Origin of the sequence: Synechococcus sp. 65AY6A5, from assembly GCF_002760415.1 — a bacterium.
GTDB lineage: Bacteria > Cyanobacteriota > Cyanobacteriia > Thermostichales > Thermostichaceae > Thermostichus.
The window spans coordinates 1,273,468-1,292,432 of the sequence record NZ_AXUW01000001.1; the positions used below are offsets into that span (position 1 = coordinate 1,273,468).

General features: G+C 60.0%; 14 protein-coding genes and 1 rRNA gene. 7 read left to right on the plus strand and 8 right to left on the minus strand.

The window, feature by feature from the left end:
• The first annotated feature begins 58 nt into the window (after positions 1–58).
• Positions 59–176, plus strand: a 5S ribosomal RNA gene (rrf, locus tag SYN65AY6A5_RS06130).
• Between the two features lie 109 nt (positions 177–285).
• Here rrf and SYN65AY6A5_RS06135 read toward each other — a convergent pair.
• The 3 genes from SYN65AY6A5_RS06135 to SYN65AY6A5_RS06145 form a co-directional block, all read right to left on the minus strand.
• Complete coding sequence (locus SYN65AY6A5_RS06135) at positions 286–1,122, minus strand: hypothetical protein (RefSeq protein WP_240530337.1); 837 nt, start codon at positions 1,120–1,122, stop codon at positions 286–288.
• Positions 1,123–1,346: 224 nt separating this feature from the next.
• On the minus strand, positions 1,347–1,949 hold the full coding sequence (gene nrdR, locus SYN65AY6A5_RS06140; RefSeq protein ID WP_099884069.1) for a transcriptional regulator NrdR: 603 nt from the start codon (positions 1,947–1,949) through the stop codon (positions 1,347–1,349).
• A 68-nt stretch (positions 1,950–2,017) separates the two neighbouring features.
• Positions 2,018–3,559 carry a cryptochrome/photolyase family protein gene (locus SYN65AY6A5_RS06145; protein ID WP_011429960.1) on the minus strand — a complete coding sequence of 514 codons (1,542 nt, stop codon included), beginning with the start codon at positions 3,557–3,559 and terminating at the stop codon, positions 2,018–2,020.
• An 86-nt stretch (positions 3,560–3,645) separates the two neighbouring features.
• On the opposite strand from SYN65AY6A5_RS06145, the gene SYN65AY6A5_RS13815 reads away from it, so the two are divergent.
• A complete protein-coding gene (locus SYN65AY6A5_RS13815; RefSeq protein WP_240530995.1) occupies positions 3,646–6,039 on the plus strand; it encodes a hypothetical protein in 2,394 nt (797 codons plus the stop codon).
• Here the strand turns inward: SYN65AY6A5_RS13815 and SYN65AY6A5_RS06150 are convergent.
• On the minus strand, positions 5,921–6,949 hold the full coding sequence (locus tag SYN65AY6A5_RS06150) for a LysR family transcriptional regulator (protein ID WP_011429958.1): 1,029 nt from the start codon (positions 6,947–6,949) through the stop codon (positions 5,921–5,923). The genes SYN65AY6A5_RS13815 and SYN65AY6A5_RS06150 overlap by 119 nt on opposite strands.
• A gap of 283 nt (positions 6,950–7,232) precedes the next feature.
• Between SYN65AY6A5_RS06150 and ribH the strand changes: the two genes are divergently transcribed.
• Positions 7,233–7,823 carry a 6,7-dimethyl-8-ribityllumazine synthase gene (gene ribH, locus SYN65AY6A5_RS06155; protein WP_011429957.1) on the plus strand — a complete coding sequence of 197 codons (591 nt, stop codon included), beginning with the start codon at positions 7,233–7,235 and terminating at the stop codon, positions 7,821–7,823.
• Here ribH and htpG read toward each other — a convergent pair.
• Together htpG and SYN65AY6A5_RS06165 are read right to left on the minus strand one after the other, a co-directional pair.
• Entirely contained in the window at positions 7,817–9,676 is a 1,860-nt protein-coding gene (gene htpG / locus SYN65AY6A5_RS06160) for a molecular chaperone HtpG (RefSeq protein WP_099812233.1), read from the minus strand. The two genes, ribH and htpG, sit on opposite strands and share 7 nt — an antisense overlap.
• A gap of 104 nt (positions 9,677–9,780) precedes the next feature.
• A complete protein-coding gene (locus SYN65AY6A5_RS06165) occupies positions 9,781–11,226 on the minus strand; it encodes an LCP family protein (RefSeq protein ID WP_049749735.1) in 1,446 nt (481 codons plus the stop codon).
• A 49-nt stretch (positions 11,227–11,275) separates the two neighbouring features.
• On the opposite strand from SYN65AY6A5_RS06165, the gene SYN65AY6A5_RS06170 reads away from it, so the two are divergent.
• The 4 genes from SYN65AY6A5_RS06170 to SYN65AY6A5_RS06185 all read left to right on the plus strand — a co-directional run bounded on the left by SYN65AY6A5_RS06170 (position 11,276) and on the right by SYN65AY6A5_RS06185 (position 16,405).
• Entirely contained in the window at positions 11,276–11,974 is a 699-nt protein-coding gene (locus SYN65AY6A5_RS06170; RefSeq protein ID WP_228375457.1) for a 4'-phosphopantetheinyl transferase superfamily protein, read from the plus strand.
• Between the two features lie 43 nt (positions 11,975–12,017).
• Positions 12,018–12,467, plus strand: a complete 450-nt coding sequence (locus SYN65AY6A5_RS06175) for a plastocyanin/azurin family copper-binding protein (protein WP_011429953.1) — start codon at positions 12,018–12,020, stop codon at positions 12,465–12,467.
• Between the two features lie 68 nt (positions 12,468–12,535).
• Positions 12,536–15,001, plus strand: coding sequence for an HDIG domain-containing metalloprotein (locus SYN65AY6A5_RS06180; RefSeq protein WP_011429952.1), 2,466 nt, complete (start codon positions 12,536–12,538; stop codon positions 14,999–15,001).
• 180 nt (positions 15,002–15,181) lie between these two features.
• Entirely contained in the window at positions 15,182–16,405 is a 1,224-nt protein-coding gene (locus SYN65AY6A5_RS06185) for a glycosyltransferase family 2 protein (protein ID WP_011429951.1), read from the plus strand.
• A gap of 139 nt (positions 16,406–16,544) precedes the next feature.
• Here the strand turns inward: SYN65AY6A5_RS06185 and SYN65AY6A5_RS06190 are convergent, their stop codons facing one another.
• Entirely contained in the window at positions 16,545–18,416 is a 1,872-nt protein-coding gene (locus SYN65AY6A5_RS06190) for a penicillin-binding protein 2 (protein WP_228375456.1), read from the minus strand.
• A gap of 89 nt (positions 18,417–18,505) precedes the next feature.
• A complete protein-coding gene (locus SYN65AY6A5_RS06195; protein ID WP_011429948.1) occupies positions 18,506–18,961 on the minus strand; it encodes a tRNA (cytidine(34)-2'-O)-methyltransferase in 456 nt (151 codons plus the stop codon).
• Between the last annotated feature and the right edge of the window lie 4 nt (positions 18,962–18,965).

Here is an 18,965-nt window from a genome sequence, read left to right on the forward strand (position 1 = left end):
ACTGCAGGGGTGTTCTGCCTTCTCTTGCTGTGCAGCTTTCAAGGTGTTTTTCCCTTTGCCTGGTGCCTATGGCGATGTGGAACCACGCCGACCCCATCCCGAACTCGGACGTGAAACGCATCAGCGGCGAACCTACTTGAGGGGTGACCCTCCGGTAACCTAGCTCGGTGCCAGGCTCATCTCTCCACACCAACCCCCCAATACAAGGGGGGTTGTTGCGTATCTCAAGGGGTAACTCTGCAGTCTCTATGGGTGTAGAGGGTGTACGGAATTCCTTCTCCGGGACTATTGGGGTGCTTTCACAGGAGCGGGTGATGGGTTGTTGCGCAAAAAGGGTTGTACAGCTACGAAGCCCAATCCAAAAGAGGCGACTACCAAAAGAACTGCAGCGGCCATCCAAAGCAAAACGGATCCTTGGGATCCGTGATGTTGATCGCGCACCCGTTGGTAGACACTGGTGGCATGAACCTCGCCACCCATATTCTGCATCAACTCTTCCAAGGAGGGAATCTGATAGCCGGCACGGGGGTAAGGAGGCTCAGCAGGAGTGTCTTGACGGGGACGGGGGGGTAGAGTGGAGGGCTGAGATCGGGGCTCAAGGGGGGGGGTGGCAAAGTCAGAGTAAGAGGGAGTTGGATAGACGTTGCCAGGGAAGGGTGAAACCTCGCTGCGAGCTTGGCGTCGCTTGAGGCGATTCAAAAAATCATAGGAGGGAGAGGCTTGGTCATGTTCTGAGGTCAGGCCATCCCCTCGAAAAGGGGCTGCAGCAGCCTCTCTTTCAAGAGCAGCGGCTTGGCTTGTGTCAGCAAGCCGTAGGCTGATTTGCTGTAGGCGCTTCAAGGCCTGGCCCAATTGCCCCTGAAATTCTTGCGCGATGGCAGTAATTTCTCCAGACAATTGTTGATGCAGAGCGCGCAGGCGCTGGTTTTCGGAGGAGAGGCGGCTCACCTGCTGACGGGCAGATTCCAGCTCTTCAGCCACTTGTTGATATACCTGGATTGGCACTGTCCCCGGCCCGGTCTCTAGTGAGGCAGGGGCGCGAAAGCTGCTGTTGCCGGGCAAGCCATTGGGGTTGCCGTTGCGAGCTTCAGAGGGGCTAGAACCCCGAAAGTCGTACTGCATAAGTTGAATCAATCCGTCAGAAAGGATGAAAAGCTGAGGAAGGTGGGCAGGCGGGGATCCCGAACAGACAAGGCCGCAAGGATCACCCAGGGGTAGCGCTGAACACCGACCGGCCGAGGATGCCTAGCGCTATGCTTAGTGTAAGCGGCAATTGCTAACCCAAGCATACCGCTAAGCTTTTTGGATGGGAGCCCCTTTCTAGCAGTTTTTCTCGCCCGCAAGCGTTATTTCGGGATCTCCGAGAGATTGCTCGAGGTGTCGTTTTGATCGAGGAGTTGGGGAATACCCCCCACCCAGTCTGGAGAAGCTGTGGATTCCGACTCTGAAGGGGGAAAGTTCCGCAACGGCCGCTCCAGATCTCGTCGTAGGTGGGTTTCCAACCGTTCCAACTGTTCCAGTTCGGTAACAAAGTCTTTTATACCCTGGAACTTGCGGTACACGGAGGCAAAGCGCACATAGGCAACTTCGCTCAGGCGCTGTAGGCGCTCCAGTACCATCTCGCCAATGCGTAGGGTAGTTACCTCTTGAACGTCTTCCAGTTGCAGTTTTTCTTCGATTTCGTTGACCAACTCCTCCATCTGCTTGACGCTAACCTGGGTTTTTTGGCAAGCGCGCATCACCCCCTGCAAGATCTTGTTGCGGTTAAAACTCTCTCGGGATCCATCCCGTTTAATGACCATGATGGGCATGAATTCGATGCGCTCATAGGTGGTGAAGCGATAGCCACAGGACATGCACTCCCGCCGCCGCCGCACGCTTTGGCCACCTTCTGCCGAACGGGACTCTAAAACACGAATTTCTTGCTTGCCGCAGCGGGGACATTTCATGACGTGGGCTCCTTGAACCAAGTAACACGTGAAGAGAGGGTGCTCCAATTCTAGTGAATACCAGACAGCTAGGCATTGGGGGTGGACTCCCACCAAGCAGCGGCTTGCGCTTGGATTTGGGCCCTCTGCTCTGGCTGGAGGCGATCCAGGTGGGCCAGTACCCCTTTCATTCTTCCCAAGGGAAGCAAAAGGGGCCGGTGGCGCAACAGGAAATCCCAGTAGAAGGTATTGAAGGGACAGGCCCGTTCGCCCACCTTTTCGCTGGGATTGTAGCGGCAATGGCGGCAGTAGTCACTCATTTTGCGGATGTACTGGGCGGAAGCGGCGTAGGGTTTGGTGGAAAGCATGCCCCCGTCGGCAAAGAGGCCCATGCCGATGACGTTGGGCTGCATCACCCAGTCGTAGCTGTCGATGAACACGTCGTGAAACCACGCTTCTACGGCTTGAGGTTGGATACCGCTGATGAGCGCGAAATTGCTGAGCACCATTAGGCGCTGGATGTGGTGGGCATAGCCATGGCGGCGAATTTGCCTCAGGGTGTGCCGCAGGCAGGCCATGTCCGTTTCGCCTGTCCAAAAAAAGTCGGGCAGGGGGCGGTAGTGGCCAAAAAAGTTGGTCTGGGCATAGCCCTGGGGCATTTGGTATTCGTAGAAGCCGCGCATGTATTCCCGCCAGCCCAGGATCTGGCGGATGAAGCCTTCGGCAGAGGGGAGAGGGATCCCGCCGCGATGGTAGGCCTGCTCGGCAGCGGTGATGACTTCTTGGGGGGTGAGGAGCCCTAGGTTGAGGTAAGGGGAAAGGAGGGAGTGGTAGAGGAAGTCTTCTTCGACTTGCATAGCGTCCTGCCAGGGGCCGAAGTGGGGCAGGCGGTGCTGGATAAAGTCCTCAAGCACCTGCAGGGCTTGGGCACGGGTGACGGCCCAGCCAAAGCCTTCCAGGGATCCAAAGTGGTGGCCGTAATGGCGCCGCACTTTCTCCATCACCGCCTGCGTGATGGCGTCGGGGGGAAACGTCAGAGGCGGCGGGTAGCGCCGGCCAGGTTGGGGAGGCTGCCGGTTTTCCCGGTCGTAGTTCCAGCGCCCGCCGAGGGGCTGGGAGCCGTCCATGAGGATGCGGAAGCGTTTGCGCCCTTGGCGATAGAAGTCCTCTAGGAGGAGGCGCTTGCGGCCTGAGGCCCAGTCGATAAATTGGCGGGCTGTCCAGAGAAAGTGGTTATTTTCCAAGACCAGGAGGGGGCAGGGGAGGGCAGACCTCAGCTTTTCCACCTCATCCCGGACGGGAATATCGGTGGGCTGCATGAGGCGGATCTGTTGCAATCGATGTTGCCTAGCCCAGGCTTGCAGGGGTTCGGCATAGTCTTCGGCTTCCGCATAGGTGACGGGGTGGCCGCGCTGTTGCAATTCTTGGGCAAAGTGGCGCATGGCCGACCAGACCAGGACCAGCTTTTGCTGGTGATGGTTGCGGGAGCTGGCCCAGGCGTGGGACTCGACAAGGAGAACGGGAACGCGGTGGGGGGGGAGGGCTGAGAGGGAGGCCAGGGCAGATTGCTGCGGATGCAGTTGATCCGAAAGGATCCAAACTCCTTCTGAACCCGTGGTCGAGACGGTCATGGGGAATTCTGGATAGCTTAGATAGCTGGATCCAGGTTGAGTTTAGCTCTGGGGCAGAACGCTAAAGGGAGGGGATCCAGCCGGCTATGGGCGAGATAGCCAGAAGGAAGGTCCAAAAGGGGCAAGGGATCCCCTTTCTCCAGGTCTGGGCCGGGCTGGGGATGGTGGCGCTGCTGCTGCTGCTGGTTTGGAACTGGAGCGATCCCCTGCCGCCGGCCTGGGATGAGGCGCAGCACCTGTTGCAGGCGCAGGCGTTTGGGGATCACCTGAGCCGGTTTCGCTGGGAAGGGCTGTGGTGGCAGCAGTTTTTGCACTTGAACCAGCGCTACCCGCCTCTGGCCTATTGGTTGGGGATCCCGTTGGCAGCGCTGCATCCGTTTGGCCGGGCCGATGGGCAGTTGCTCAATTTGGTGTTGCTGGGGATCCTGACCCTGGCCACCCAGCGGCTGGGGTGGCGGGCCTATCGCTCTTGGGAAGTGGGCTGGCTGGCGGCAGTGTTGGTGCTTCTCTATCCGGGGATCACGGCTTTGGCTCATGTCTACATGCTGGAGCTGCCGCTGCTGGTGGCGGTGACGCTGGCTTTTTGGGCGCTGTGGGCCTACGCGGAGGAGCCGTCCTGGCGGGGGGCGGTGGGGGTGGGGGCGGGGCTGGCGGCGGTGCTGCTGACCAAGTGGACGGGGGTGCTGTTTTTGCTGCCGCCGCTGCTGGCTGTTCCGCTGGGGGTGAGGATCCCTTGGCCGCTGCGGCTGGCCCACCTGGCCCTGGGAATGGGGGTGACGCTGCTCTTGTGCTGGCCCTGGTATGGAGCTAACTGGCTGTTTGTGCTCAGCAATGGGTGGGCCTATGCCGACACCGCCCACTACTACGTCACCTGTGCGGCGGGATCCCTGTGCTGGTGGACGGCCTACTTGCGCTGGTTGCCCCTGCAGATGGGCCCTTGGCTATGCCCCTTGCCACTGCTGAGCTTGTGGGGATCCCCAAGCCGGCGGGAGGCTCTCCTCTGGGGTCTCTACGGAGGGGGCTACCTTCTCTACACCCTGGTAGCCATTAAGGATGTGCGCTTTACTTTGCCGCTGTTGCCCCTGCTGGCCATCCTCTCGGCAGGAGGGCTGGCCAAGCTTTGGCGCTACTTGGGCGAGCGCTGGGGGGAAAGGGCGCTGCGCCGGGGAGTGGGCATGAGCCTAGCCCTGGGAGCTCTGGCCCTCTTGAACCTGGGGCAGCCCCTCGCTCCCGGCGTGGCTCCGCTCTGGAAAGGGATCCAGATGCGCTGGCAGGGGCAGCACCCTCAACAGGAGCTGACGCGGTGGATTGGATCCCGGGTGCAGCCAGGTTTGACCGCCACCCTAGGCGTTCTTCCCAACACCGAGCTGATCTCGTCGGAAACTCTCAGCTACTTGGCGGCCCTACAGCGCTGGCCCATCACCTTCCGCGGCGCCGGCCAAACCCCCTGGCCAGAGGTGGAGCTGGCGCTTCTGGATGGGTTTGTGGATGCGCCAGGGGAGCAAGGAATTGTCGGCCCCTACGGTCCAGCTAAGGAGCAAATTCGGCAACTCCTAGACAAAAGTCCTGACTGGCAGCAAGAGCATTTTGATCTGCCGGCGGTGGGCCGGCTGTCCACCTACTTCCCCAGCAAGCCCAGGGTTGTGCTGCAAGAGTTGCCCGCTGCGGCAGAGGCGGTGGAGCTGCTAGAGCTCCAGGTCTTGCCAGAGGAAGGGATCCCAGCCTGGCACTTGCGCTGGCAGGGGCCAGCCCAGGACTTGGCGCAAACCCTCGTCTGGGCGCGACTGGAAGATCCCCAGGGGCAGGTCTTGGCCAAGCGGGCCTGGGTGGTGGGACAGAACCGCCTGTTGCCCTACGCCGCCGGCAGTTGGCAGGTGGAGGAGATCTTGGCCTGGCCAGAGCTGGCAACCAAAGAAGGAATCCTCCACCTGGAGTGGCAACCTCCCCAGGGAAGGCGTCGGTCGTTCAGTCAGCCCTGGGAGGGATCCCGCAGCGGGAAAGGGGGATCCCTTATCTCCCCTGGAGATCCCCTCTTTCTCCTACAACAGGCAGCTAGGGCGGCTGCGATTGGGGATCTGGAGGCGCTCTCCCTCTACCTCAACGCCTGGACGACGTTGCAATATCCAACTTTCCTCACCGATCCGGATCGGGTTTTGATCCGGCAACTGCTGGAGGGAGAAGAGCAATGGGCAGCCGCCCAGAGCTGGCGGGAACGGCAGATCCAAAGCCACTACGAGCTGGCGTTGCTGGAGGTGGCCCTGCTGCGGCCGCAAGCAGCCCAGCGGCATTTTCAGCGGATTGTCGAGCTGGATCCCGAAGACAATTGGGCACGGGCCTATTTGGCATTTTTACGGGTCTTTTTTACCCATGATTTTCGGAGCCTCCAGGGGTTGCAGCAAGAGCTGGCGGCTGCAATTTATCCCCTTTGCCAGAAAGCCAATCCGGATTGGGACTTGAGTTGGCTCTGCGCGGCTCTTTAGGAGGAAGATCCAGATCTATTTGAGAAACTTGAGAAAGCAGGAAATCGGCAAAAGCTTTGGCTACCACCGAGAGGCGCTTGGAGCGCAAATAGACCAAATGCCAAAATCCACGGATGGGAAACTCTTCCACATCCAAAATGGTCAAATGGTTTTGCCAATCTCCCAGAGCCAACACATGCTGAGACAAAACCGAAATGCCCAGCCCGCCGATAATGCCCTGGCGAATGGCTTCGCCACTGCCTATCTCCATGCGGATGTTGAGCTTGAGGTTATGTTTGTCGAAGAGCCGCTCCACCGCCATGCGGGTGCCGGAGCCGGGCTCGCGGGCCAAGAAGGGCTCTTGAGCAATACGGGCCAGGGGGATCCGCTTCTGGCCCGCCAAAGGATGGTGAATAGGAGCCATCACCACCAAGGGATTTTCTAGAAAAGGTTGCGCCACCACGTCCAAATCTTCCGGGGGCATCCCCATCACATAGAGATCGTCCATGTTGTGGCTGAGTCGCTCCAAAACCTGCTGCCGGTTCAGCACCTTGAGGGATACATCGATGCCGGGATACCGCTGACAAAACGTGCCCAGCAGGCGGGGAATAAAGTATTTGGCCGTAGTGACCACACCAATGCTCAGTCGCCCTTGTTTTAACCCCTTCAGGTCGGCGAGGGTCATCTCAAATTCGTTCAACTGCTCAAAGATTTTTTGACAAGTTTGGTACAAAGCTTGCCCCGCCTCTGTGAGATAGAGCCGCTTGCCCACCTGCTCAAACAGCGGCAGCCCCACCGATTTGCTCAATTGCTTGATCTGCATGGAAATCGTGGGCTGGGTCAGGTAAAGCTCCTCAGCGGCACGGGTGAAGCTGAGATGACGGGCAGCAACCTCGAAGATTTGCAACTGGTGCAGCGTAATGGCCTTCATGGAGAATCAAGGATCACTAAAGGTTTACTCTTAAATCATAAAACTCAATCTATGACCCTTGGCGAGATTTCCCTGAGAGCTCGCCGGCTCGAGCGGGTCTCCGCGGGCTCTTCTTCTGGAGGACGGAGAGGGACTGGCGAGCCGTTTAGCTACTGTGAGAATGTCGAAGGCCAGGTGCTACCACCCCTTTTTGGGCAGATCTGGAGGAGAAGGGTAAATTAGGATAGGAAGACACGGTTGTGCGGTGTGGAGCAGCGCCTGGTTTTTTCCCGGAGCAGCGCAGATGGCAGTTTACGAAGGCAATTTTGTTCAGACGGGGGATCTGCGTCTGGCCATTGTTATCAGTCGGTTTAACGATTTGATTGCCGGCAAATTGTTGGAGGGGTGCCAAGATGCCCTGAAGCGGCATGGCATCGATGTCAGCTCGGAGAGCCAGCAGGTGGACTATTACTGGGTGCCCGGCAGCTTTGAGGTGCCTATGTTGGCCTGCCAACTGGCGCAGTCCCGCCGTTACGATGCCATCATCTGCCTGGGGGCGGTCATTCGGGGCCAAACCCCCCATTTCGACTATGTGGCAGCAGAGGTGGCCAAGGGGATCGCGGCAGCCAGTTTTCGCACCGGCGTGCCGGTCATCTTCGGGATCCTCACCGCCGATACCCTACAGCAGGCGCTGGAGCGGGCTGGGATCAAGAACAACAAAGGCTGGGAATACGCCATGAGCGCTCTGGAGATGGCCACCCTGATGCGCCAAGTAGCTCCCCTCTTGCAAGGGAGCGACAGGGCTGCCAGCAATGGGGCGGCCTCCCGCCCCTCTCTGCCCGGTGGAGCGGAAGCCCTGCAGCCGGGGGTAACTCTGGAGGGTGCCGCCTACTGACGGCGGGTTAAACGGGTGAGCACCTCGTTGGAACGCTGCACAAAGGCCCGTGCGGCTGCCGGGTCAAAGCTTTTCTGGGTAATCAGCGCCAGATCGTAGATGTGGTTGCAGATGAGGTTGACCAGCTCCGGATCCCGCCCCTCCTCGGCCAGAGCCTGCAGGTTTTGGATCAAGGGGTGGGCGGTGTTGAGCACCAGCGTGTGCTCTTCCAAAAACTCCATTGGCTTCTGTTGCAGGATGGCATTAAGCTCCTGCAGGCGCCGCAGCGCCTCCGGCAGCAGGATCATAGCCGGAACCGACTCCGACTTGAGGGCCTCGGCTTTGATCTGCAGCTTCTCTTTGCCCAAAGCCTGACGAAAGAGATCCACCAGCTTTTCGCTGCGGGTTTTTTGTGTTACCGGGTCGACGAGCTCGGCAGCTTTGTCTTTTTGGATCAGCGTCTCGTCCAGCTCGGAATCCACCCGCTTAAATTGGATCCCTTCTTCCCGATACTCCCGCTCCAGGAAGCTGCTGAAGTGGCTGTCGATCCAGCTATCCAGCATAATGACTTCTAGTCCTTGGGAGCGGTGCAGGTCGATATAGGCGCTCTGGGCTGCCTCGTCGGTGGCGTAGTAAACCCGCTTATTCTGTTTCTCCCGCGTGCGCTCCAGGTACTCTTTGAGGGTCACGTACTCAGGTTTATCGGCAGGGGATCCGGCCAATCGGAAGATGAGAATGTCTTTAATCTGGGCGAAGAACTTGTCGTTGTTCATCGCCCCAAATTTCATGAAGAGGCTGATATCCGGCCAGACCTTGACATATTTTTCGTAGTCTTCTTTGTAGAGCTCGTTGAGGCGATCCGCCACCTTTTTGGCCACGTGATCCCCAATGCGCCTGACGGTACGGTCATTTTGTAAAAAACTGCGGGAGACGTTGAGGGGAATGTCTGGGCTGTCGATGGCGCCGCGCAGAGGCAGGAGGAATTTGGGAATGACTTCTTCGCAGTTATCCTGGACAAAAACTTGGTTGCAATACAGCTTGACCTGACCCTTAGTGGGATCGATATCAGGCCGCAGCTTGGGGAAGTAGAGGATCCCTTGCACGATGAAGGGGTAATCTGTGTTGATGTGTACCCAGAAGTGGGGATCCTCTTGGAAGGGATAGAGGTAGCGGTAAAACTCTAGGTAATCCTCATCCTTGAGCTCAGAGGGAGGAATCTTCCAGAGGGGCTTTTGCCGGTTAATGACTTCTCCGTTGAGTTTAATGGGGACGGGAATGAAGTCGCAGTATTTGCGCACCAATTCGCGGATGCGGCCCGGCTCCAGGTACTCCTCGCTATCCGGGCTGAGGTAAAGGGTAACCGTGGTGCCGATGGCGGAGCGCTGGGAATCGGAAAGGGTAAAAGTTGGGCTGCCGTCGCAAGACCATTTCACAGGGGTGCTGCCCGGCTGATAGGAAAGGGTGTCGATCTCCACCCGCTGCGCCACCATAAAAGAGGAATAGAACCCCAGGCCAAAGTGGCCGATGATCGCCTGTTCTGCGTCTTTGCCTTTGTACTTTTGAAGGAACTCCTCAGCGCTGGAAAAGGCCACTTGGTTGATGTATTTTTTCACCTCTTCGGCAGTCATGCCGATGCCAGTGTCGCTGACCGAGAGGGTCTTGGCCTCTTTGTTGAGCGCAATCGTGATTTCTGGCTCCGGGGGATCCGCCACTTCGCCAGCCAGTTTGGCCATCTTCAGCTTGGCAATGGCATCGGCGGCGTTGGAGATCAGCTCTCGCAAAAAGATCTCCCGATCCGAATAGAGAGACTGCTTGATGATGGGGAAGATGTTCTCGGTGTGGATGGTGATGGATCCCTGTTCCAGCACAGTCATAGATGGCTCAGCACGCAAACAAGCTAGTGCCAATCTACAGAGGCAACAGAGGCCCCGACAAGCCGAACTGTTTCCAGAAATCCGCACTCGCCACCGAACCGGCCCTAGAGCTGAGCCCCTCTGGCCGGACTCTGCGCCTGGTCAATATCGAGGGTAAGCTGCTGGGCCCAATCTTGGCCGATGCGAATGGTGATGTCGGAGTTGAGCACGCCGGTGGATTCCACCCGCAGCTCTCCTAGCCCAAGGGCGGCCCGCACCTGCTTGGCTCCCTCGCGATCCCCGCTTTGGGCGAGGATCTCTGTTTGCGGCAACACCTGGGGGCTGTCTTCGACGGCAAAAACCTGGGTATAACCCTGTCTAACCAGTTCTTGCACCATGCGGCGGGCCATTCCCGGCTTGCCGGTAGCATTTTGCACGGCTATGCGCAGGCGTTGCGGCGGAATGCGGGCTACCTCTGCCTCTAGGCCAAAGTGGGAGACAGCCACCCGTCGGATCGCGGCTGGATCCGGCAGCCAATAGCTGGTGGAAAATTCTCCTGGCTGACTGAAGCGGCCCGGCAACAGCACCAGGTCGATGCGATCGCCCCCAGAGGTGAGGACAAACTTGGCCAAGCTCAGAACCTCTTCCCAGGTGAGGTTGGTATCCAGGTGGGTGCGGACGACCTGCAAAACCTTCGGGATCCGAGGCCAAACGGCGGGGGAGAGCAGTTCTCGACTCAGGGCCCGCAGCAGTTCCTGTTGCCGTTGCACCCGACCAATATCCCCCAACCCCAGGTGATCGCGGCGAAAGCGGGCAAAGTGGTGGGCTTGTTCGCCGTTGAGGCGTTGCCAGCCGGGCTCCAGGTTGATGAATAGCCGCTGCGTGTGATCTACGTAGTGCATCGGCTCCGGCACGTAGACTTCCACACCGCCCACCGCATCGATCAGCTCTTCCAGGGCATCGGTATTGAGGCGAACGTAGCGGTCAATCGGGATCCCGCCCAGCAAGGTGCTGACCACCTGGGCCGTTAGAGCTGGTCCACCCACCAGGTTGGCTGCATTGATCTTGGTGACACCAAAGCTGGGCAAGCGCACGCGGGTATCGCGGGGGATGGATAGGACGGTAATCCGCCGCGCTTGGGGATCGAAGCGGGCCAAGAGAATGGTGTCGGTGCGGGTGTTGAGACGCTCCCGTTCTCTGGACAAGGGCAGGGCGGGATCCGGGTTGTCGGTGCCGAGAATGAGAATATGCAACGAGCGATCCAGAGCTGCCGCCCGCAAAGCATCCGGACGGAAGGCTTCTTGTTCGCCGGGAGTGAGGGAAGTGGGGATCACCGGACGGGGCAACATCACAGCCAAGAAGGCGCCGGCGGAGCCCGCCAACACAGCCGTGAATCCCAACAACAGCCAAAGGATCCCCTGGCGAATGGCCTGCTGACGAGCGGCGCGGACACGGTCTGGGCGGGGTGGATAGTGGAAAGAGGACATCAGGTCAAACCGGGCCTCGCGAGCGCCTGCAGGGAGGGGTGTACTGTCTAGGTGGTGTTGCCAACCCCACCAATTCAAGGTCATGTTACCGCATCCTTATTCTCTAGGACTGTCCATACCCAACTTCGGCGAGATGGCAGCTTCCCCGGCGGGATCCCTGCAACTGTTGCTGGCGAAGTCGGAGGTGCACTTGTGGCTCCAAGTCTTGCCGCCGCTGGCGGAGTTGCTCTCTCAGCTTGATCTTCTTTCTCAGAAGGAACGGCAGCGCGCGGAGCGTTTACAGCGGCTGGAGGCTCGGCGTCGCTTTCTGGGTGGTCGTTTGCTATTGCGAACCCTGCTTGGCCGCTACAGCGGCCTCCCTCCCCACGCGATCCCCCTCGGCTACACCACTGCCGGCAAGCCCTATTGGCCGGATCCACCCCTACCGCTGCAGTTCAACCTCAGCCACTCCCACGAGTGGATCCTGGTTGGCTTGACGTTGCAGCGTCGAATTGGCGTGGACCTAGAGCGGATCCGGCCCGTGCCCCGCTGGCAGCGCATTGCCCAGCGCTATTTTTCCGCCGCCGACCAGGCCCGCCTATGGATCTGTCCACCAGCAGAGCGGGAGAGGGTTTTCTTGGAGCTGTGGACGCAGAAAGAAGCTCTCCTGAAAGCCATGGGCGTGGGGCTGGCTGGAGCCAGGATCGGGGCCGGGGATCCCTGTTGGCTGACCCTGCCTCTGCCGGTTGCCGAGGGCTATGTTGCCGCTGTGGCGATGGAACAGCGGGAAGCCGGCGAGGCAGCTCCGACTGTGCGGCTCTATGAAAGTGCCGCTCCCCTGACCCCCACTTGAGCTGCTATCTTGGGTTTCCAAGCTAAGTTTTCAGGGTGTCGCCATGTGGAGTGGGCTGCGTCACTTCCTCATTTTGGGCCTCTGTCTGTGGATTGGGTTCGTCGGGATCCCGCATCCGGCATGGGCGCGAGATCTGTCGCGGCAAACGCCCCAGGACAAAGCTGTCGAGTTAGGTACTGCCGACAACCAGTTGGTCTTTGTGCCCAAAGAGCTCTTTTTTCGCAACGGCAACCTCTATCGTTTGCACTTGAGCAACCCCAGCCAGTTGAAGCACTATTTCAGTGCCAAAGATTTTGCCGATGCCGTTTGGACTCGCAAGTTGGAAGTGGCCGGTGTGGAAATCAAGGGCCAGATCCGAGAACTGGAGCTGAAGCCAGGCGCGGCGGTGGAGTGGCAATTTATTCCTTTGAAATCTGGGGTTTACTCTCTGGTTTGCACCATTCCCGGCCATGCCGAAGCGGGTATGATCGGGCAGATCACGATTGGCGACTAGGCTATCTCCTGGGCTAGGGGAGCAAAAGGGGATAGAAAAGAGAAGAACGCTGCCAGGCAAATCCTTCTATGAGAAACCCCCTCACGTCCCCAGTGCAGCGCTGGAGCCGGCGACCTCAGGCAGCCTCTTCTCGAAAAGCCCAGCCCCCCCTTTCCGAGCGGGTTGTCGGCTACGCCCTAGCGCTTCTCTCCCTCACTGCCGTCCACGGGATCCGCTACTACAACGAGCCGCAACTGACCGTTGGCAGCCGCTCCCCGCAAACGTTTCTCGCCCCTGCAGCGGCAGAGATCGAGGACGTGGAGGCCACCCAGGCCCGGCAAGCCGAGGCGCGACGGCGGGTGGTACAGGCCCTCAAAATCAACAGCGCCGCCAACGAGAGCATGCGGCAAAATCTGGAGGCCCTCCTGGCCGCAGTGGAGGCGATTCGGCAAGAGGCCGGCCCTCTGCCCTACGTTTCCGTTCAGTTGCTCTCCCTGCCTACTCAGATCTATCTGCGCCAACTGCCACCCGAAGAATGGGAGGCCTTACAGGCGGCAGTGCGGGAAACGGCCATCGGCACCCCCTCGACCGCTCCGCCTTTTCCGGCACAAAGGCGTCCGGAGCAGCTTCCCCCCGACCAGCGGGCCAGGCAAGAGCTGGTCCAGGTTTGGCAGCGGGCCTGGTTGGATGGAGCGGCCACTCAGACGGCGGCGACGGATCCCTATACCCAGCTAATTGCCCAGGTGGAGGCGGCACAGCAGCGCTACCAAGGGGCTTTGCCGTCTCTGGAACAGCTCACCCCCCCTGTCCCGGCCACGGTTCTCAACTTGACGGAGGCCGACTGGCAACATTTGCAAAACTTGAGCCGGCGGGTCTTGGAGCGCCTGCAGAAGATAGGCATTGTGGATGGCCTGCCCCGCGAGGTGCGCGCCGAAGGGATCCAAGCCCAACTGGACGATCTGGCCTTTCCGGGCAGTGCCGCCCAGCGGCGGGAGCTGCAGGGGCTGGTCTATCAGTGGCTGCAGCAGGTGCTGATCCCCAATCTGGAGGTGGATCCGCAGCGCACCGAGCAGCGCATTCGCGCCGAGCTGGAAAAAGTTGAGCCCGTCCTGATCTCGGTTGCCGAGAACCAGGTAATTGTGCGAGTGGATCAGGTCATCACCCCCGAGATCTTTTTGATTTTGGATCACTTTGGTTTTACCCAGCGCCGGATCAACATCTGGGGCCTGGTGGGGGTAGCTGGCGTCATGGGCTTGGGCCTGGCTGTCTTCGTGCCTTTGCAGCAACGCTTGCAGCCGGGATTGCGCCGCCGGGATCGGGTGTTGATCCTGATGGTTTCCCTGACTGCTCCCCTGTTGGCGGCCTTGTTCAAGCTGGAGTTCAGCTCTTTGCCGGCGGTGGGGCTGTTGCTGGGCAGTTTTTACGGGGCTGGGCTGGGCCTGGTGGTAGTGGTGGGCCAGGCGTTGTTTTTGCCCTTGGTCTCTGCTGCCAACCTACTCACCTTTGTGCCCTTACTTTCCGGCAGTGTGGTGGCCTGCGCCCTGGCCGGGCGCTCGCGTTCCCGCGAAGAGCTGGCCCTGCTGGGAGGAGGGGCGGCGGCAGTGCAGATGCTCACCTATGCGGCTGCTAGCTTGACCACAACGGGCGGCATCGACCTATTGGCGATGGCCTTGGGGGGAGGGATCACGCTGGGGTGGAGCATTGTGGCCCTGGGGGCCAGCCCCTACCTGGAGCGCCTGTTCGACCTGGCCACCCCCATTCGCCTCATCGAGTTGAGCAACCCCAACCGCACCTTGCTGCGGCGGCTGGCGGCAGAGGCCCCTGGCACCTTTCAGCACACCCTGTTTGTGGCCACTTTGGCGGAACGGGCCGCCCAGAAGTTAAACCTCAACGTGGAGCTGGTGCGCACCGGCACCCTCTACCACGACATCGGCAAGATGTTGCAGGCCCGCTACTTCATCGAGAACCAAATGGGCGGCCTCAACCCCCATACGCAACTGGACGATCCCTACCGCAGCGCCCAGATCATCAAAGCGCACGTCAGCGATGGGCTGCGCCTGGCCAAGCAATACAATCTGCCCACCGCCGTCCAAGCTTTTATCCCTGAGCACCAGGGGACGATCCTGATTGCTTACTTTTACCATCAAGCCCAGATGAAAGCCGGAGATCAACCGGTGCCCGAGGAGCCGTTCCGCTACGATGGCCCCATCCCCCAGAGCAAGGAGACAGGGGTGGTGATGCTGGCCGATGCCTGTGAGGCGGCCCTGCGCAGCATGACCCTGAGCGACGGCTTCGGCCCTGAGGTGGTTGAGCGGGCTAAGGCCGTTGTCCGCAAAATCGCCCAGGCCCGTTGGCAAGATGGCCAACTGGTCGATAGCGGTCTGACGCTGCGGGATTTGGAGGTGGTGGCAGACGCTTTTGTGGAGGTGTGGCGGGAATCCAACCACGAGCGCATTCCCTACCCCAGTCCTGCCCCTGCCCTGCCCTCGCCTGAGTCCGACGCTGCCCAGGCCCAGATGCCCGTGCTGATGACTCCTTCAACGGGATCTCCCTAGCCTCGGCGAGCTGAGTAGGTCGAGAAAAGTCTAGTCCCAGAGCTCATCCATCGGTACGATAAGGGATCATTTGCGCCGGTGGCGCGTGGCGCTGTTGCGAAGCGACACAGCTCCAAGTTTGACCTGCACTCAAGCTCTCCGCTTAGGATCCGTTACCCTCGTTTTTGGATGGCCTGCTGAATGCCTCATGTAGCTCCTGCTTCGTCCACCCATCTGCAAGCTTCGGCAGTCCCTATTCAGATCCCGCCGCTCTCTCAACCCAGCTCTGTCCAACTTTCGCTGGTCGTTCCCACCTATAACGAGGCCTCCAGCATTTGCAGCCTGATCCGGCAGTTGTGCGCCCACCTCGACACGATTCTACCGGGAGCCTACGAGCTGATTGTGGTGGACGACAACAGCCCGGATTACACCGCCAAGTTGGCCCAGGAACTGCAAGAGGAGCTTCCCCAACTCAAAGTTATCTGCCGCCAGCGGGAACGGGGCCTGGCCACGGCTGTGTTGCGCGGATGGCAAGCGGCCCGCGGCGAGGTGCTGGGGGTGATGGACGGGGATCTGCAGCATCCGCCGGAGATCATTCTCAAACTATGGCCTGCCATCCAAGAGGGAGCAGACCTAGTGGTGGGCAGCCGCTACGTGGGGTCGGGGGGGGTGAGCCACTGGAACCTGGGCCGGCGCCTCGTCTCTCGGGGAGCTCAAGCCATCGGGCTGGTTTTGCTGCCAGGGGTTTTTAGGCGGGTGTCGGATCCGCTCAGCGGGTTATTTCTGGTCAGACGCCAGGCCATTGCCGGGATCCCGCTCAGCCCCAAGGGTTACAAGCTGCTGATCGAGGTGCTGGCACGGGGCCGGGTGACAACCATTGCTGAAGTCGGCTACATCTTTCAGGAGCGCCAAAACGGCGAGAGCAAAATTCAACTGCAAACCTGTCTTCAGTATCTCCACCATCTCATTCACCTGCGCTTCTCGCTAGGGCAGGTGGGAGCCTTTTTGCGCTTCAGCACAGTCGGCCTGTCAGGCACGGTGGTGGACATGGTTTTGCTCTATTTGTTACACGACCCGGCCAACTTAGGATGGGATCTCATCACGAGTAAGCTGATCGCTTCGGAAATGGCCATTCTCAATAACTTCCTGTGGAACGATCTGTGGACGTTTCGCCATGTTACCCGATTGCAGCCGGGCCTCTCGAACCGCCTGAAGCGGCTGGCCAAGTTTAATATGATCTGTTTGATCGGCCTGTTTCTTAACTCTTCGCTGGTGATTTTGCTGAGCGAGCGCTTGGGCATTCACTATCTGTTGGCCAACTTAATTGCGATCGGTATTGTTGTATTCTGGAACTTCTACCTCAACTCCAAGCTGAGCTGGAAAAGTGCAGAGGCTAAGCTGGATCCCGGGGGCGACAAGTCTTGAGCGTCTGGTTATTTCAGACCCAATTAAGACACTCCTGAAGCGCTCTGCTCCAGTGCCCTCATCCTCAACTCCTCTCCCAAGGAGTTAAGGATCGGCTTCTCGATCGGTTCCATTGCCATTGGATAGAGATCAGGCCATGTCAAGGGGAATTGGGACGGATCCCCTCTAGGGTGATGATCTCCTGGATAACCGAGCGAACCACAGGAGCCGCCGTTGTCGATCCGAAGGCATCTTCTCCCCGCGGCTCGTCGATCACGGCCAAGATCACGTACTGGGGGCGAAGGGCGGGGAAATAGGCCACAAAACTGGTGATGCGCTTGCCAGGCAGATAGCCTCCCCGCGGCCCTGCCTTTTGGGCCGTGCCCGTCTTGCCGCCGATTTCATATCCCTCGATCTTGGCCGATTGCCCGGTGCCAAAATCCACCGCATCTCGCATTTGGATGCGCACCGCCAGGGTAGCCTGCTCCGACAGCACCCGCACCGGCTGGGGTTGCGGGGATCCCCAAACCAAGGTGTCTGTATCCTTTTCGACCAGACCGCGCACCACGTGGGGCCGCACTTTCAGCCCGCCGTTGGCGATGATGCAGTGCAAGGTGGCTAACTGCAAAGGCGTGAGGGCCAATCCCTGGCCAAAGGCGACGGTGGCCCGCTCCACCGGTACAGTTACAAATTGCCGCAGGGGCTTCAGGCGGCTGGGCGGCTCAAAGGGCAGATCGACACCGCTGCGCTCGTTCAATCCCAGCCGCAGGAGGGCATGGTAGTACTGGCGGGGATCCAGCTTTTGCATCAGGTGCACCATGCCTACGTTGCTAGACAGGCGCAGAACCTCGGTAACGCTCAGCCAGCCATGGGCACCCCGCTGGCGGTAGTCGTGGTTTTGGATGGGCCAGCGACCAATCCAGATCTGCCCCGCGTCGTAGACCCGTTCGTTGGCCGTGAAGGCGCCGGCATCGAGCCCAATGGCGATGTTGATGGGCTTGAAGGTGGATCCCGGCTCGTACAAATCCGTAACAGCCCAGTTGCGAAAAAGGGCAGGGTCATACTCGAAGTAGCGGTTGGGATCGTAGGTGGGCTCGCTCACCAGGGCCAGGATCTCTCCCGTGTGAGGTTGCAGGACGATCACCGTGCCCCGTAGGGCTTGAAACCGTTCCAGTTGCGTTTTCAGGGCGGCGCGAGCAGCCCTTTGCAGCCGCATATCCAGGGTGAGTTGCAGCACCGTCTCGTGGGATTGCAACAGTCCTTCCGGCACTTCGGCCGCCAACAACTGGCCGTAGCCGTCGCGGGGAAGGGTAAGGTGCTGAACCGTCCGCTCCAGCAAGACCTGTTGAGAGTACTCCAGCCCCGCTTGGCCGCGGTGATCCAGATCCACATAGCCCACCACTTCGGCGGCCATTTCCTTCTGGGGATAGACCCGCTGCCGCTCGCTCACCAGCTCCAGGCCGTCCAGATACAAGGCCTGAATTTGAGTCGCCACTTCCGGCGACAGCCAGCGCTCCAGCCGTACCGCGTGAGTGGCCGACAACTGCTGGGTCAGTTGCTCAACTGGCCGCCGCAGCAGAGGGGCCAGAGCAGTGGCAATCTCCTGGGGGGTACGCTTGCCGAAGAGGCGGGGATGGGCCCAAAGGGTATAGGCAGGGCGATCTACAGCCAACAGCTCCGCCTGCTGCCGAGCTAAGGAGTGGCGGTCCACAATCGAGCGGCGGGGGATGAAGGGCCGGAGCTGGGCCCGCTGCTGGGCCTCGGCCCGCTTTTGTAAGAGCGGGCCCTGGTGATGTTGTAAATAGACCAAACGTGCCCCCACCCCCACCAGGGCGACAGCCAGAACCAGGCCCACCGCCGCGATGCGAAAGTTTAGTTGTCGGACTGTCGGGATCCGCTCCCCCAAAAGCCACGCCAGCCGGGATCCCTGGGGCCGGTGGCTGGGCGGCCAAGGGGGCCAAGCAGGTCTGCCCCGCTGCCGTTGGGCAAGTTGCCGGCTTCTCTGTCTGGTCTGCAAAGGTTGCTGGCCCAAACCGGCTCCAGACCTGTCTTCCACTGCCACTCCTGTGTAGATACCACCGTTAGTTTGCCGCCCATCGCCTTGTCCGGCCAGCTTTCGCCTCATTGGGTGGAAAATCCCTGTTGACGCAACGCTTCAAAGAGGGCGATCGCCACCGCATTGCTGAGATTGAGGCTGCGCACCGGCCCGCTCAGGGGGATGCGCACACTGGGATAGGTTTCCAAGAACATAGGATCCAGGCCACGGCTTTCGCTGCCGAACACCAGCCAGTCTCCTGGCTGATAGGCCACCTCGGTGTAGAGGGCCTTGCCGCGCACGCTAAAGCACCAGAACCGCGCCTCGGGGTGGGCTTGCACCAGAGCAGACCAAGAGGGATAGCGATGCAGTTGGACGTGCTCCCAGTAGTCCAGCCCCGCCCGCCTGAGGTAGCGATCCGAGAGGCGAAACCCCAAGGGATCCACCAGGTGGAGGGGCGTGCGGGTAGCTGCACAGGTGCGGGCGATGTTCCCCGTGTTGGCCGGGATCTCCGGAGCTACCAAAACAACATGGAAGGGCATGAGC